This window comes from Hydrogenophaga sp. (genome assembly GCF_022844385.1).
GTDB lineage: Bacteria > Pseudomonadota > Gammaproteobacteria > Burkholderiales > Burkholderiaceae_C > Hydrogenophaga.
The window spans coordinates 1-13,880 of sequence record NZ_JALHLX010000093.1; the positions used below are offsets into that span (position 1 = coordinate 1).

General features: G+C 61.4%; 17 protein-coding genes and 1 pseudogene. 11 read left to right on the plus strand and 7 right to left on the minus strand.

From position 1 onward, the window contains the following. Positions 1-168: 168 nt before the first annotated feature. From Q0C59_RS14215 to Q0C59_RS14230, 4 genes are all read right to left on the minus strand, one after another. The gene (locus Q0C59_RS14215; RefSeq protein WP_159608988.1) at positions 169-1,203 is read right to left on the minus strand and encodes a S49 family peptidase; all 1,035 of its coding nucleotides are present in this window, start codon (positions 1,201-1,203) and stop codon (positions 169-171) included. Between the two features lie 65 nt (positions 1,204-1,268). After that, the gene (locus Q0C59_RS14220) at positions 1,269-2,168 is read right to left on the minus strand and encodes a hypothetical protein (protein ID WP_159608989.1); all 900 of its coding nucleotides are present in this window, start codon (positions 2,166-2,168) and stop codon (positions 1,269-1,271) included. Continuing rightward, positions 2,165-2,413: a hypothetical protein gene (locus Q0C59_RS14225; protein WP_159608990.1), complete on the minus strand. Its 249-nt coding sequence runs from the start codon at positions 2,411-2,413 to the stop codon at positions 2,165-2,167. Before Q0C59_RS14225 ends, Q0C59_RS14220 begins: the two co-directional genes overlap by 4 nt. Before the next feature lie 294 nt (positions 2,414-2,707). Continuing rightward, positions 2,708-2,944, minus strand: coding sequence for a hypothetical protein (locus tag Q0C59_RS14230; RefSeq protein WP_159608991.1), 237 nt, complete (start codon positions 2,942-2,944; stop codon positions 2,708-2,710). Here Q0C59_RS14230 and Q0C59_RS14235 point away from each other — a divergent pair. The 9 genes from Q0C59_RS14235 (at position 2,943) to Q0C59_RS14275 (ending at position 9,858) form a co-directional block, all read left to right on the plus strand. Next, a complete protein-coding gene (locus Q0C59_RS14235) occupies positions 2,943-3,641 on the plus strand; it encodes a hypothetical protein (protein ID WP_201450093.1) in 699 nt (232 codons plus the stop codon). The two genes, Q0C59_RS14230 and Q0C59_RS14235, sit on opposite strands and share 2 nt — an antisense overlap. Continuing rightward, the gene (locus Q0C59_RS14240; protein WP_159608992.1) at positions 3,631-4,254 is read left to right on the plus strand and encodes a hypothetical protein; all 624 of its coding nucleotides are present in this window, start codon (positions 3,631-3,633) and stop codon (positions 4,252-4,254) included. The genes Q0C59_RS14235 and Q0C59_RS14240 overlap by 11 nt, the downstream gene beginning before the upstream one ends. Positions 4,255-4,294: 40 nt before the next feature. Next, entirely contained in the window at positions 4,295-5,611 is a 1,317-nt protein-coding gene (locus tag Q0C59_RS14245; RefSeq protein ID WP_159608993.1) for a hypothetical protein, read from the plus strand. A 76-nt stretch (positions 5,612-5,687) separates the two neighbouring features. Beyond that, entirely contained in the window at positions 5,688-5,915 is a 228-nt protein-coding gene (locus Q0C59_RS14250) for a hypothetical protein (protein WP_159608994.1), read from the plus strand. Positions 5,916-6,576: 661 nt separating this feature from the next. Next, positions 6,577-7,866 carry a hypothetical protein gene (locus Q0C59_RS14255; protein ID WP_291216557.1) on the plus strand — a complete coding sequence of 430 codons (1,290 nt, stop codon included), beginning with the start codon at positions 6,577-6,579 and terminating at the stop codon, positions 7,864-7,866. A gap of 174 nt (positions 7,867-8,040) precedes the next feature. Next, positions 8,041-8,508 carry a hypothetical protein gene (locus Q0C59_RS14260; protein WP_291216558.1) on the plus strand — a complete coding sequence of 156 codons (468 nt, stop codon included), beginning with the start codon at positions 8,041-8,043 and terminating at the stop codon, positions 8,506-8,508. A gap of 51 nt (positions 8,509-8,559) precedes the next feature. After that, positions 8,560-9,255, plus strand: a complete 696-nt coding sequence (locus tag Q0C59_RS14265) for an ERCC4 domain-containing protein (RefSeq protein ID WP_291216559.1) — start codon at positions 8,560-8,562, stop codon at positions 9,253-9,255. 41 nt (positions 9,256-9,296) lie between these two features. Beyond that, positions 9,297-9,512 carry a hypothetical protein gene (locus Q0C59_RS14270; RefSeq protein ID WP_291216560.1) on the plus strand — a complete coding sequence of 72 codons (216 nt, stop codon included), beginning with the start codon at positions 9,297-9,299 and terminating at the stop codon, positions 9,510-9,512. A 121-nt stretch (positions 9,513-9,633) separates the two neighbouring features. Next, positions 9,634-9,858, plus strand: coding sequence for a hypothetical protein (locus tag Q0C59_RS14275; RefSeq protein WP_291216562.1), 225 nt, complete (start codon positions 9,634-9,636; stop codon positions 9,856-9,858). 42 nt (positions 9,859-9,900) lie between these two features. Here the strand turns inward: Q0C59_RS14275 and Q0C59_RS14280 are convergent, their stop codons facing one another. Both Q0C59_RS14280 and Q0C59_RS14285 read right to left on the minus strand, forming a co-directional pair. Beyond that, positions 9,901-10,434, minus strand: coding sequence for a DUF6036 family nucleotidyltransferase (locus Q0C59_RS14280; RefSeq protein WP_159609000.1), 534 nt, complete (start codon positions 10,432-10,434; stop codon positions 9,901-9,903). Next, positions 10,431-11,108 carry a helix-turn-helix transcriptional regulator gene (locus Q0C59_RS14285; RefSeq protein ID WP_291216564.1) on the minus strand — a complete coding sequence of 226 codons (678 nt, stop codon included), beginning with the start codon at positions 11,106-11,108 and terminating at the stop codon, positions 10,431-10,433. Before Q0C59_RS14285 ends, Q0C59_RS14280 begins: the two co-directional genes overlap by 4 nt. A gap of 288 nt (positions 11,109-11,396) precedes the next feature. Here Q0C59_RS14285 and Q0C59_RS14290 point away from each other — a divergent pair, with 288 nt between their 5' ends. After that, positions 11,397-12,182, plus strand: a complete 786-nt coding sequence (locus tag Q0C59_RS14290) for a hypothetical protein (protein WP_291216565.1) — start codon at positions 11,397-11,399, stop codon at positions 12,180-12,182. A gap of 199 nt (positions 12,183-12,381) precedes the next feature. Here the strand turns inward: Q0C59_RS14290 and Q0C59_RS14295 are convergent, their stop codons facing one another. Further along, positions 12,382-12,855: a hypothetical protein gene (locus Q0C59_RS14295; protein ID WP_291216567.1), complete on the minus strand. Its 474-nt coding sequence runs from the start codon at positions 12,853-12,855 to the stop codon at positions 12,382-12,384. A gap of 394 nt (positions 12,856-13,249) precedes the next feature. Between Q0C59_RS14295 and Q0C59_RS14300 the strand changes: the two are divergent. After that, positions 13,250-13,880 (plus strand): annotated as a pseudogene (locus Q0C59_RS14300) (hypothetical protein); the annotation flags it as partial.

Consider the following 13,880-nt stretch of genomic DNA (forward strand, 5'->3'; position numbering starts at 1 on the left):
TCGGCCGGATGCTCCCGCGCATGTGCGCTCGCGTGCTCGATGCGGATTTCGAATACCCGCTTCAATGCTTCCCGGACAAGCCCTGACCACAGGCCCCCAGCAAAAAGGCCCGCATTTGCGGGCCTTTCTTCTTCACGCGGCGCCCGGGAGCCCCTACGTTGCCTCGAACTATTGAACGCTGAGGGCAGAGTGGTTCTGCACCACGCCGGAGAGGCCTTGTGCGATGCCCGAGGACACAGCACCAGTCAGCTGCCCCACCAGGCCCTTGCGCTCGCGGGGGCTGAAGTCCACCACCTTCAGATCGGGGTGAGCGGCAGCAACGCTCTCCAGCGTGCCGGTGGCGTCGACCAGCCCCAGTGCCAGCGCCTGCTCCCCGTTCCAGACCTCTCCGCTGGTGTAGGTGCCGATGTCACGCTTGAGTTTGTCGCCGCGGCGGTCCTTGACCAGTTGCGCGAACTGACCGCCCAGCGTGTCGACCAGTTCTTGCGCTTTGGCAGCAGCTTTGGCGCTGGGGGGCTCGTAGGGGTTCAGCAGGGTCTTGAGCTCGCCAGATGCAAAGCTCTTGGCGCGCACGTCCAGCTTGTCCAGCAGACCAGTCAACTGCCAGGACTGGATGACCGCACCGATGGAGCCCACCAACGAGTAGCGCCCGCTCACGATCTCATCGGCCGACAGCGCGACCATGTAGCCAGCTGAGGCACCGAGGTTGCCGATCACGGCCGTGATGGGCTTCTTGTAGGTGGCGCGGGCGTTGTCCACCGCCTGCATGATGCGCTCGGCCTCGACCGGCGCACCGCCCGGCGACTCAACATACAGCACGATGCGCTTCACGTTGGGATCCTTGGCCGCCTTGGTAATGGCCGCTCCAACAACCTCGCCAGATGCGAGCGCGCTGTCCGGCATGATCGCGCCGCGCACGTCGACAACAGCCATGGTGGGGCCGTCGGTCTTGCCAGCACCTGGACCCACCAGACCCTTGAAGAAGCTGTAGTAGCCCACCAAGCTTGCGCCCACCAGGAGACCAATGGACACGCGACGAAACCACACGTCGCGGCGCAAGGACTTTTCGCGGCGGCGGCTGTCGTCGACCAGTAGGCCAAGGATGTTGTGCAACACAGCGGTGGAGTCCTTCTCCTGATGGTTGTGGGCGCCGGTGCGGGTGAGCGTTTCGCTGTCTGGTGGTTGGATGTCGGTGGTGCTCATAGGGTGCTCTTGGATGCTGTGGTTTCAGGGTTCATCGGATGCATGCGGGCCGTCAAAGGGCCGCTTCAAACAATCGACTGCGCAAGCGGGACATTGGTGTCGGGAAACCCGCTCGCGCGCGTTGAAGGCTCGTGGGTCTGCGCTGCCCTCGCTGCCTCGACAAGGGGAGCGCGGTCATCGCATCGATCAGCGAGCAGACCGTGCTTGAAACTTGCGGAGCGCACGAAGCCGTCCTTCAGGGCAATGGCCAGCCGGTCGTTGCCTTTGCACAGCGCATCGAGAGTCGTGTATGGCCACTCCCAGACCTCGGCAACGTCTGCAGTGACCACCACATCACACGGCGAGGCGTTGAACATCTCTTCACCCAGCACCCAGGTGAGTTCGCCCCACAGCGCGCCCATGCGCCGCCGCAGAGGCAACTGGTCCTTGCGCTGCTCGCGCGCGGTACCGAACACCAGCATTTGCAGACTGTCGGTGGCTGCGCCGGTGGCCAACAGCACGTGGCCTTTGGGGAAGGTCTTCTTGGTGGCAGATTCGCTCAAAGCCGCCCAATCCCGGGAATGCATGCGCGGGAAGGCGCTGGCCTGGATGAGTCGTTCATGGGCCGGGATCGTGATTTCCAACGAGCGGTTGACCTCGCGCACGCTGTTGATCACGTTCTGAACCAGGAAAACGCCCATCCAGAGCAGCACCGGCCAGAGGTTCTGACCCTCGGCCATGTTCATGTGCACATAGGTGTTGTAGACCAGGCCCACGACCAAGCTGGCCACAGCGATCAGACGAAGGCGAATCAGGTTGCTTTGGGCATAGGCCAGAAAGGTGATGGCGAAGGACAGGTGACCGAGCAGGTAGAAGAAGTCCTGCTGAGGCAGCGTCAAGGCCGTCATGCACAGCAAAAACACGCCGGCCCCGGCGTACATCCCGTTGCGCATCGCAGGGGAGAGGGTGGAGAACGGGGCTTTCACTGCGCACCTCCGGTGGAGGATGGGCAAATGTGGGTGGTGATCGTCTCCTTCCAGTAGCGCCTCCAGGCACCGGCGGCAATCACCTCGTTCAGGCTTCCGTATGTGGAGATATTCAGCGCGCCATCCACAACGCAGCAGCTGGTAGCTCCTACCCGTGAGTCAGTACGGCCCTGGCCATCTTCAATGCGCAGGCGTTCCTTTTGCGAGTCGATCTGCAGAAATAGCGGTCGTTGATGCTGGTCCAAGAAAACCTCCAGATTGATGTACGCGTGCGCGTTCGCAGCAGCGAATGAAGCAGCAAAGGAATTTTCGAGGGCGCATGCAGCGATGCGCCTCGGCCAACAGGGGCAAAACCTGTCGATAGCGCCCAAAACCAGCCCGAGTGAGCGCGATCGGCCCGCACCAAGGGTCATCAGGGGCCGCAGGGCGATGGCACGCGTGAGATTTGTCGCACTGCACGCGCGACGGCGTAACCGGCTGTGCCCAGCGGCTGCACAAAAAACCAACTTTTGATGCGGGGTGTAGGGCGAATGGCTGCATCAACCGACCCAGATGGCCAGACAAAAACCGACACCCTGAAATCCAATACAGACAGCAACAAAGCGGCCCGCGGAGCGACTTGTTTTGAGAAACGCAATGTGGGCCGAACCCATCGCTTGAGTCGAGAAAAGTTGCTTTTGGGGGCTTGAATGTCCGCGCTTGTTCGGTAGCTTGTATTGGGCGGAACGCTGCAAAGCGCCAACCGCGTGTCCTGAAAACCCATCGATTGAAAACATGACCATCACCATGAACCACCGGCAAGCCCAGGAGCTTGTGGACTTCTTTGGCGGCGAGGAGGCCCATGTGACCCTGGCCGACCACGAGGGCGGGCTGCGCGCCTGGTGCACGGACTACCCGGAAGAGGGTGCCGTCGACCTCGGCAGTCTGGATGACGAACTCAAACCGGGGCAAGACACCAACCTGCGGGTCAGCACGGCGTCCGGCCCCGATGACCTCGAAGCGATGAACGACGACGCCGCGGTGCGCAGTTTCGCCCACGCCATGGCCGTGAAGCTTCAAGCCACCCGTGCCAAGGGCCGCAGCGGCTGGCGCGAGTGCTCGGGGGAAGACCTCAGCAGGATGCTTCGCGATCTGATCGAGCGCGGCGACCCGCTGGACGTGGCCAACCTTTGCATGTTCCTGTGGTCGCTGCGCAAACCCATCTCTCCGGTGACCCCTCAGGCCTCCGTTGCGGACAAGCCAGCGCCGCGCGCGGAAAAGCCCCAGCCCGCCGATGTCGCATCGCCCGGCCCCATGGAGCCCCTGACGGTGCAAGTCGCTCGCGTCGAGTCCCAAGGCATGACGCTCACCATTCCCGCGAACTGGATGACGCGCGCGGGGCTGGAGTATGACGAGGCGGCGAGCTACACGATCACCTTCAAGACCATGCCGGCCGCCGCGTTCGAGGCGATGGAGGAATTCGATGGCTTCTGAGCACACCCAGGTCAAAACCATCACCACCAGCTACGGCGCGGTGGTCGAACTGCACTTGATCGCAGGTGACGTCTACAGCTTCAACGAGTCCAACGGTGTCGTGATCGATCGGGGCTACGGCCCGCGCGTGCACCTGCAGACCGATGCCCTGGGAACACAGCCGAAGATGGGGGATTTTCTGAGTCTCATCTACAGCCTGCACCGAGACGGCTCCACGTTGGTCCTGTGCGCGGTGAACGCGAGCAACGGACTGGTGGGCTTTGACCGAGAAAGCGCCATCGCAACACTGCAGCATGGCGCAACGGTCGAGCACAGCCGCGTGGCCATCGGGTACACGGGCGCTGGCCTCTTGACCGGCTTGCTGGGCGTCATGCTGACTGGGCTGGCAGCCGCCCTGCATCCGCCCGCCGCACTTCCATTGGCCATCTGCATGGGACTCACCTGCGCTGCCAGCCTTACCTGGGGCTGGATCAAGCGCAAACGCGACGTGCAGGACGCAGCGCGCGACGAACTGCTGCCCCTTGTGCGCTCGATGATCGCGCGCGCTTGCCCGCGGCCCCACGTGGCCCCCTATGGCGCCACATGCGCCGGAAACTCGCCGTCCCACGCCTGAGCAGCCCAAGCCAGCCCCGAACCACCCTGAGACCACCACAATGACCAACAAGAAAACCAACACCGCCACCACCACAACCAACACCGTCGGCGAAACCGAACTGAGCGCCGCGCCTGCAGCAACTGACCCCACCGAGGGCATGAGCGAGGAACAAAAGCAGGCACTGGCCTTGTCGCAGATGCCCGGCGTGACGCTGGTTGCGGGCTCCATTGAAAAAGCTATGGCCGACTCCGGCGCGACCCCCAGCCCACTGTGGATGGTGCCGCGCCGTCACATCCGCGTGATCGAGGGATTCAATGTGCGCATTCAGAACGCAGCACTGCAAGCCCACATCGCAAGCCTTGCCGACAGCATGCTCAGCGAGGGCTTCAAGCTCGAACACCCACTCTCGGGCTACGTGGCCCGCGAGGGCGACGAATCGATCATCTACATCTCCGATGGGCACTGCCGCCTTCAAGGGTTCGACAAGGCCGTGGCCGAGGGCGCCGACCTTGACCGGCTGCCGGTCGTGGTCAACACACAGCAGCACGACATCGCAGAACTCTCGGTGGTGGTGGTGCGCAGCGCCACGAGCAAGCCTCTTGAGGCACTGGAGAAGGCGGCGCTGGTCAAGCGCCTGAAGCTCTACGGTTGGGACGAGAAACGCATTTCGGCGCGCTGCGGCTTCACCACCACCTACGTGCGCGACCTCCTGGCGCTGATCGAGGCCCCGGTGCAGGTGCGCGAGCTGGTCCAGGACAACAAGATCTCCGCGACCGCCGCGCTGCAGGCCATGGCCAAGCACGGCGAGAAGGCAGCCGAGAAGATCACCGAAGGGCTGCAGGCGGCGGAGGCCCGGGGCAAGACCCGCGTGACCTCCAAGTTCATGCAGGACCCCGGCGAGAAGATCATCGAGCGCTCGGGCACCGCGCTGTATGGCGTGGCGCAGGAAATCAAGGCCGACCCGGCGTTCGCCTCGTTGGAAGGCGGCCTGCGCAAGAAGCTCGAAGACCTGATCGCACAGATCGAGGACAAGCGCCAGCGTGCCCTGCAGCGCGCGAAAGACAAGGAAGATGCCACGGCCAAGGGGGCACAAACCCCAGCTGGGCAACGAAGAGGAACTGAGGGTGAGGGCGAGGGCGCCCAGGAGCAGGCGGGTGAGCCGCAAAGCGTCACGCCATCGGTGGCCACTGGCACAGAAACGGCGGACAACATGGTGGCGATTGAAGACGCGGACAAGCCAACCGACACTGGCGATCAGCCAACCGCAGAAAACACGTCAACAGAAGGTCGTGGTGCTTCCGATGACGATGGTGAACCAGACAGCGCGTGGGTCCGGGTGCGCGGCGATGAAGAGATCGTCGAGTCGCCCTTCTGAGCCGCGTCCAGGTTGCTGACTTTCGGCATCAATCGGATAGCATCTCTTCAATCAGAATCTCTTGCAAACGAGTCCCATGAACTACCTTCGCATCGCCATTACAGTTGCTCTATCCGCCTGCGTCCTTGTTTTCTTCCAGCGCTGGTACTTGACGGATTTCGATACGAGTTGGATCTCGGAGCCGTTTTTCAATTGGCCCTGGTGGGCGATGCTCATAGTGATTTCGCCGGTCATCACTGGCGTAGTTTCGAGCGTGGCAATGTGGGTCACGCGCGAGTCTCCCAGCCCATCGCTTGAAAAGTGATTACCAGCACATCGACCGCCTTGTTGGAGGTTGAGGCAGAAGATCAGATCCAGGTGTCTGAGGACGGTGGGACCGTCTGGATCCACGCGCTAGACGGGAGCACGGTGGGTCGGTTCTCCAAGAGATTCGGGGTCGATGTGCATCGCACGATGACAGCACAAATGTCGGGAGAGGAGCAGTGCCTGAGTTGCACCCACGAGCCCGCGTGCCCTGAAGACTGGCGAAGCTTTGTTGATCTCATGAAGCAGCATCATGACATCACGGTTCCACTCGATCTCATCAGTTTTCCTGCGGTGACATCGCCCATTTGACGAAGTGCTCGGGGTGGAGCCCGTTGTCATCGCATTGATGGCAGCCAGGAAAGGCGATCTGCCATCTAAGGCCCGCGGGTTTGACTCTGGTTGTTGAACCAAAGCCATCACGAACTGGTGTGGATGCGAGGTTCGGACCCCGCGCTAACAGTGGCCCGATTCGCTTGCCCACCTCCGCGTCCACCCTGAGAATCACAACCTGATTTCGCACCACCGCGAATCCGGCATGCCCGTTCAGACCTCACGGTCTGGGCGTGCATAGCATTCAACACCACCCCTGAGCCCGGGCAAGCATTTTCCCGATCAGGGGGAAGGCTTGTCCGGGCTTTGTCCTTTTAAAGGCAATACCCATGACAACCAGAGCCTTCATCCCCGCCTACTTCGAGTCACGCCTGCACCAGATGGTCCAGGTTCAAGAAGACCCGGCCTTCAACGCCCAGAACATGCGCAACCTGCAGGACCTCCTGCACAGCAAGTTCGACGCTCAGCCGGATTTCGCCGGCATCAACGGCCCCGAGAACGCCACACTGGTTCTGATCCGCTCGCCCCACCTGGCGGGCCATGTCGGTACCGAGGTGATGGAACTCGTGCAGTTGCCCCTGTACTTTCAGGAGGTGCGCAACTACACGCCTCTCAGCAGCCAAGCAATGGCACAGCGCCTGCAGTTCGCCCGCGAGAGCGGGTTCCTGCTCTTTGGGCGCGACGAGACGGTTGCCGTGATCCACGGCGCACCACTGGGGCACCTGTTCTGCGCCGCCTACGAGGTCAACACCGATGGCGTGCCGCGCGAACTGTCAGGCGTCTATGCCGACAGCATCAGCTACCACGCACGCCTGCGTCACATCGACAAACTCAATGTGACCGAGACGGAAAAGGCCATCTCCGAAACCCTGGGCACCATGTACTGGTGGTCTGGGCAACAACTGGCCTTCAACCCCGTGCAGATCGAGCGCATGCGCGCCACGATCGCCATGCTCGAGCAACACCGCAAGGTGGCGCCACCCGAGCGCACGGCCAGCGGCGCAGTGATCGAACGGTCGTTCATCGAGAACGGTTCGACAGCATCGCTCAACCCCATCCTGCGCGCAAACGCGGGCTGGAAGCGCTACAGCACGCCGCAAGATGCGTGGTACTACGGCACGTTTTTCAACGAAGACCTGATGCAGACCATCACCTACTGCGAGCAGGATGTGAGTCATGTCAAATGCGACAACCGGGAACAGTTCATGGCCGAACTCAAGGGCATGGCCACGTTCCACGGCAACTCTCGCATGCCCAGCGCCATGGGCTACGGCGAGGACGGCACCACAGCTTTCTTCGAGTCGCTCTACCTCATGAAGGGAGAGGCTCGCACCATGCGTTTCGACACCGGGCATCCGGTGAAAGACGTACAGGGCAACTGGAACGCTCCGCTGTTCGCTGCCCTGAGCATCGAGCACCCTGCGGTTCTGGCGCTGACCAAGGATGCCTACAGCGTGCTGCCGGAGGGCACGGTGGAGATCGACCGCCTGAATCCCTTGGCGTTTGAGCTCAACCAGGCACTGGCCAAGCTCACCGATCGCGGCTACCTGGTCAAGATCGCGCTGCACGATGGCACGGTCTACGAGACCGAGCTGGAGCTGCAGCCCGAGGAAGCCTGACCAAACAGGCGTGCGCCCTCACCGGTGCACCTAGAAAACACAGACCAGCCCTTCGCCACAAGCGGAGGGCTTTTCTGCTTTCTGGGGCTCCCATAGCTGGCCAGTCCTCCAAGAGGCGCAGAACATGACGTTGCAGCAGTTGCAAGGGAGAGCGGACGTTGTATCGTGGCGGACATGAACACCGAAACCAAAGCATCCCCATCCAACTCTGCAGCACACGCCGGCGCCGGCGCGACCGCAGACCTGACCATGTTCGAAGCCGAGTTGCAGAAGTGGAACGAAAATTCCGAAGAAGTGTGTCTGGAGAACGAGGTGCACGCGCACTTCGAACGCGCCAACTACACCAGCTACCTGCCTGCCAGCCGGGATGGGCTGCGCATGCTCAACCAAGTGATGGACTGGAAGGGTGCCGAAGAAGCCCAAGACTCGTCCGCCATAGGGGTGGTGGTCGGCGGGATAGCTGCTGCTGGCTTTTGGGCCGCCCTGCACGCGCTTTCAGTGGCTCTCAACGTGAATGAGCACTCTCTGGCCGAAGTGCTGGAGGATTACACCGAGGGTGGACAGACCAATCCCATCGGCATGGAGGAGTTCGCTCGCCGGCTCAAAGAGGCTGAGGACAACAGCAAGAACCGCAGCCTGTAGTCCAAAAGGCAGCGCCAGCAAACCTTGCCTTTCATCCACGAACACGGCCGCATGAACCTCACCCCCGCCACCGAGAACGCCCATCCCATCGTCGTCGATTCGCGCGAGACCAACAGCCGCATCCCGGCGCACCTGCGCGACCTCGGTGTGGAATTCATCATGCAGGAGATGCCTGCGGGAGACTACCGCGTGGGGGCCTTCTTGATCGAGCGCAAGAGCATCGCCGACTTGGCCAACTCCATCCTCGACGCGCGCCTCTTCGCCCAGGCCGAAGCCATCGCTCTGGCATCCGAGCGACCGGCGTTGCTGATAGAAGGAAACATTCAGGATTTGCCCAACGACATGCACCCCGACTCGCTGCCTGGCGCGCTCTCCGCGCTCTCGGTCTTTTGGGGGCTCTCGATCTTCACCGCACCCAACCAGATGGGCACCGCGCGCCTGCTGGCGCGTCTGCACCACCACCAGGTCAACGGACTGGGCTACGAGGTCGCAACGCGTGTGGCCAAGCCCAGGGACAACCCCGACGGAGCACTGGCCCAATACCTCGTTTGTGGACTTCCAGGCGTGGGACCCGAGGTGGCCAGAAAACTCATCGCTCACTTTGGAAGCGCCCGCGCGGTGTTTACCGCGTCCGCCGCTGAGCTCGTGCTGTGCAAGGGAATCGGGCCCAAGACGGCCGCTGCGATCGTCGCATCGCTCGACCAGAAGCCGACCAGCTTTCGCTCTACAAAAACTGGTACGGTTTAATATTTCTTCCGTCTCGTTGCCAAACTCGCACAGATCACAACATGAACACCACAACTAAACGCGCTGCGGTGCTTGCCTCCTTCCTTGCGTTGGAGGCAATTGGTCTGGCCGCGTGGTCCGCTACAGCCGATAACCAAGTGCGAGCAACCTTCGGCGCCGCCGTTGGGCTCGTGTCTATGGTAGGGGGCTTCATCGTGCTCATGCTCGGGGTGATCAATTTGAGCACGCCAGCGCGTTCTGAGCCTGCCCGCGACTAGGACCATTACTGAAGCCACCCTGCGCAACTAGACGAACCGGTCCAAGCGTTTAAGGGAACAAAAACGAGGGGATTCGATGGCGAAAAACTGGGGTGTCGCAAGGTTCTACGGTGGAGGCTCGATGGAGTACCAGCTGGAGTCAGGGCAGTGGTTGCACGACGGCAAGCTCTTCGATGGAGCGCCGATCCGCCTGTACGAAACAATGGCCGAAGCCGACCAGGCCGCCGGGCAGTTGCCGCAGGACGGGCAACCTCATGGCGTGCAGTTCACGCTCGATGCCCAAGGCAGGGTGGCCACAGCCCGTAAAACGGCGCCCAAGACACTGAAGCCACGCGCACGAGGCTAGGAGTCCCCGCAGTGGCCGAGCAACCCTGGGTGGGCGATCTACTCAGATCGCACTGCCAGCCCACCTACGAATGGTTGCACGCAGACGTCGCTGCGCTTCTTGATCTATCGGCATTTGCGCAACCATGTCGATGGCTCTCTTTGGATCCACGTGCCCGAACTCGATGAGTGCGGTACAGAACTCGCGGTCCTTGTCGCGCCCCGCAACAGCCTTCGACAGGAACAGATCGACCACGTCCAAGCAGTACCCGACGCGGTCGTTTGTATTGCTGTTTTGGACGCGGTGAACCCGCGTGATCCAGTCCCGCGGAAGGACCGCTGTCTCTGGTGCTACGCCTTGCGCGTAGTAGCCGTTGGTCTCGTGAAACTGTGATCCCTCACCGATGGCACCGTCAATCTCGTCGGCCTTCTGCGGCGCCTGGTACGGATAGATGTCGGCCTCGGCCGACGCCTTGAACACATCTTCGGGGTAGGGGATCGGGCCGAGGATCGACTGGCTTCCAATGATGATGAACTCGTACTCATTCGTCACGTCGCTGCTGGCCCGAATGATGTGCTCCAGGTCTTCACGGTTCATCGCACGTCCTCTTCCACTGCATCTCTGATCACCACGCCCTTTTTGAGCGCCCCGATCTGTGAAAGGACGCTCTTGCGTGTGTCCTCGGGCAAGAGGGTGACCAACGGTGAACTCTGGCGAAGCTCCTGCGCGCGCCGGCTGCGGCCAAGGATCTTGCGCCACTGCCGTTTGCTGAGGACTTCCTCCCATTCGGTCCAAAGACTGGTTGATCGAGAAGGCCCAGACCCCAGCCATCGAGCGAGGGTTGCCTGCGCCCTTGCCAGCTGCGCTGGGTCCACTTTGACAAGATCAACGGCCGCCTGGTGAAGGGCCAAGCTCTGCAAATCCTGAATCTCATGGCGAGAGGTGTCCGCCGTGACAGTCACCTGAATGCTTGGCTTCTCGCGCCGGGACCTTGCGCCTGCCGTTCCTTGCGGAGCTGGGGTCATGCTGTCGCCAGCCAGAAGTGCAAGTTCTCCGACCACCCCCAGAGCCGACATGACTCGGAGGTAGGAGCCCATGGAGGGCGCTGGATCGCCGTTTTCGATGGCTCTGAGCGTGTTGCGGGCAATGCCTACCCGCGCCGCCATATCGATCGTGCCGATCCCCTGGGACTTGCGCAGCTGCCGAAGCCGGTCACCCAGCTGAAGCAGCAGCTGTCGCTCGAGCACAGCGGACATAGGGGCGTTGGTCATTTGGTCATTATAGTGACCAATAAAGGACGCGTGGTCAAGATAACGACCAATTTGCCAAAGGGGCCTGCACACCGCTGAAGCGTCGGAATGCTGTGCAGGTGTGGACAACCCGCCCGCGAAGGGGACTGGCCGGATCGGTTTGACGGCATTGTCAGGCGCTTCTACCCTTCAGGGGCACTCTGGTCACCATGACCTTTGCGTCGGCCCCTGCCGACATTCACCCCACCGGGACGTCTTCACTCCCGGTTCGGGATGTGGGCGTTCCTCACCCTCCTTTGGAGAGAGAACATGACCACTTCCCAACTTGACATCAGCCCCGTCCCCTCCGGCGTGAGCATCAACGCCAAACAGCGCCTGTTCGTCATCAACCACGGTGATGGCGTCACCTGCATGGGCTTTGACCACTGCTTCGAGACGGCCACCCAGCTTGCACGTGCACTCAGAGTGCAGGGCCCGAGCGAGACCAAGCGCGGCACCATCGACTGCTACCAGCAGTACCTGTCACTCGTGGGCCAGTACGGCAAAAGCCCGGTTTCCAAAATGACCTGGTACCCCGATGGCACAGCCCCGAAAGTGCGCTCGGTTCTCGAAGCCGCGCGGGCCAGCTATACGGACTACCACGCCCAAGGCACTGTGCTTCGCCTGTTCTACGGCGATCCAGAAACTGGCCGCGACTGGGCCGAGCAAAACGATGTGATCGGCTTCATCGGTCGCAGCAGCGGCATGATGAAAGTGCCTCTGGTGCTGGAGCCTTTGCTCGACGAAGAACGCAACATCGTCTCAAGCGGCTTTGGCGGCTCGATCATGACCCGTTCCATTGTGCGCATCATCAACGTGAGCAGCGGCTACGAGGTGTACCGCCACAAGAACTACGTCATGCCCGAGCTGCACGTCGAAGAGCGGGATTGCCCTGACGGTTATCGGTTCGTGGTCCAGCGTGTCGGCGAAGGCATCGTGGCCACGGCAAAAACGCGTGAAGAAGCAGAAAGCCACGTGGCCTTCCTGAAGGGCTACCGCTTGGTCAACGCCTACAAAACGGTGCGCGAGCACAACGAAGAGCTGCAGGTCGCCTGAGGCTCACAACAATGCAGGGTGCACCACCACTGGTGCGCCCTGTGTGGACATGAAAAAGGCCCTTATGCAGTTTGCGAACTGCATAAGGGCCTTTTTTTGTCTGTTGACTGAGCACGGCAGGACTGGCGAAGCCTCAGCGATCAAGCCGGCTGCACTGGCTAATTTCCCCGGGGAAACTTTCCCGACCTGTTGGTAAGCGTTAAATGGTTGCCTGCTTGAAGAACTCGTACTCGGGAATACCGCGCGACACCTTCAGCCAGAAATCCGAACGGGTCTCCTTCGTCAGCGCAGTGAGGGGCACGCCGGCGAAACGCCGGGCGGCAGCCTCCGGACTCAAACCGGCGGTGAAGCCCGCAACCCCTTGCGTGAAGTAGACGCTGCCCGTCTGAACTGCAGCATCCAGAATGTCACGGACTTCGCTGCCGCGAGGGTAGCGCGCGGCGCTGAGCAACGTCGAGTCGAAGATTTGGACGTTGTCACCAACGCGAATGGCGGCCGAAAAGTAGGGCCAGTTGGTCTCGGGGCCGTCTGCAGGCTTCTCCGTGCCATCGGCGCTGTCCGGCGATGTTGAGAAAACCGCGAACTTGAAATCGTCATGCTGGAGCAAAGCGATGGCTTGGGAACAAGCTTGGGTGGTGTTGCCTTCAAAACGGGCATAGTCAATGAAAAACATGGAAGCTCCTGAGATGGGTTGTGGAACGATTGAACAATGAGACGACATGTGTAGCAACCTGCATCTCGCTCACGCCACACTGATAGATGCGGCGAACCAGAGTTATTCAACTCTGTGTTTATATACAGCATATCTCCAGGCCCTGCGCCTGTCCAATCCTGGCTTGGGCGCAGTTGAAACTGACCCAGATGGCCTGACAGGTCCATGAAGCCCCCCTATCCTCGGAACCACTGAAGTCACCCTGCGTGACCTCTGGTGCTGTCCGCCGCCGCCACCGGGCACCCTGCGGGCGCATTGCACCCATCAACGACTGCAAAGTCACTTTTCACCTTCAGCCCTCGGGACTTCGCGCCCGTGGGGTGTGCGGTCCTGAACTCACTTTCAGGAACGACATATGAACGGCTCATTTATGGGTTTGCCCATCGGGCAGATCAACGCCCACCTCAGCGATGAGATGGTCATGCGCGTGGGCATCCCCCACCGGGGCGGCAAGCTCGCCTTCAACGCATTTTCCAAAGATTACGCTGCGATGGTCTCGGCCAACGCCTTCTGGTCTCAGACCAAACAGGAATTCAGCTTCCCCGAGTACACCGACCTCAGCGAGCTCGACTTCGCCATGGACTCAGCCGGGTACGTGGCGATGCTCCTGTTCAAGAAGAAGGGCAAGCAAACTGGCATGGCCGGCATCTTCCCGTGGTCGATGTCGCAGTACGTGGAATTCGCCACCTCTTGCGGCTCATCCTGGTGGTCGCAACCGGACCTCTGCGTCGAGCCCGAACTGGCGGGAAGCGAAGACGAAATCCAGTTCCGCATCAAGGCCACGGCCACGTTGCTGGAAGGCGCTCTGCAGACCCTCTATGCTTGGCAGAACGAGTTGGTGAAAACCTGCTCGGCCAGAACGATCGCCAACATGCTCAAACCACCGGTACCGGTAATTCAGGGCTGGGACGCTGCTCACTACGAGCAGAGCTTGGAACTGATGACACGTGTGTGGGAACGATGGGAGCCCTGGCTGGGCGCTCCCG

Coding starts and splice junctions, on each gene's coding strand:
- Q0C59_RS14240 (WP_159608992.1), top strand. CDS start 3,631: ATGGCTTCTGAGCACACCCAGGTCAAAACCATCACCACCAGCTACGGC.
- Q0C59_RS14270 (WP_291216560.1), top strand. CDS start 9,297: ATGAACACCACAACTAAACGCGCTGCGGTGCTTGCCTCCTTCCTTGCG.
- Q0C59_RS14230 (WP_159608991.1), bottom strand. CDS start 2,944: ATGTTTTCAATCGATGGGTTTTCAGGACACGCGGTTGGCGCTTTGCAG.
- Q0C59_RS14260 (WP_291216558.1), top strand. CDS start 8,041: ATGAACACCGAAACCAAAGCATCCCCATCCAACTCTGCAGCACACGCC.
- Q0C59_RS14245 (WP_159608993.1), top strand. CDS start 4,295: ATGACCAACAAGAAAACCAACACCGCCACCACCACAACCAACACCGTC.
- Q0C59_RS14215 (WP_159608988.1), bottom strand. CDS start 1,203: ATGAGCACCACCGACATCCAACCACCAGACAGCGAAACGCTCACCCGC.
- Q0C59_RS14280 (WP_159609000.1), bottom strand. CDS start 10,434: ATGAACCGTGAAGACCTGGAGCACATCATTCGGGCCAGCAGCGACGTG.
- Q0C59_RS14265 (WP_291216559.1), top strand. CDS start 8,560: ATGAACCTCACCCCCGCCACCGAGAACGCCCATCCCATCGTCGTCGAT.
- Q0C59_RS14295 (WP_291216567.1), bottom strand. CDS start 12,855: ATGTTTTTCATTGACTATGCCCGTTTTGAAGGCAACACCACCCAAGCT.
- Q0C59_RS14290 (WP_291216565.1), top strand. CDS start 11,397: ATGACCACTTCCCAACTTGACATCAGCCCCGTCCCCTCCGGCGTGAGC.
- Q0C59_RS14250 (WP_159608994.1), top strand. CDS start 5,688: ATGAACTACCTTCGCATCGCCATTACAGTTGCTCTATCCGCCTGCGTC.
- Q0C59_RS14285 (WP_291216564.1), bottom strand. CDS start 11,108: ATGACCAACGCCCCTATGTCCGCTGTGCTCGAGCGACAGCTGCTGCTT.
- Q0C59_RS14255 (WP_291216557.1), top strand. CDS start 6,577: ATGACAACCAGAGCCTTCATCCCCGCCTACTTCGAGTCACGCCTGCAC.
- Q0C59_RS14275 (WP_291216562.1), top strand. CDS start 9,634: ATGGAGTACCAGCTGGAGTCAGGGCAGTGGTTGCACGACGGCAAGCTC.
- Q0C59_RS14235 (WP_201450093.1), top strand. CDS start 2,943: ATGACCATCACCATGAACCACCGGCAAGCCCAGGAGCTTGTGGACTTC.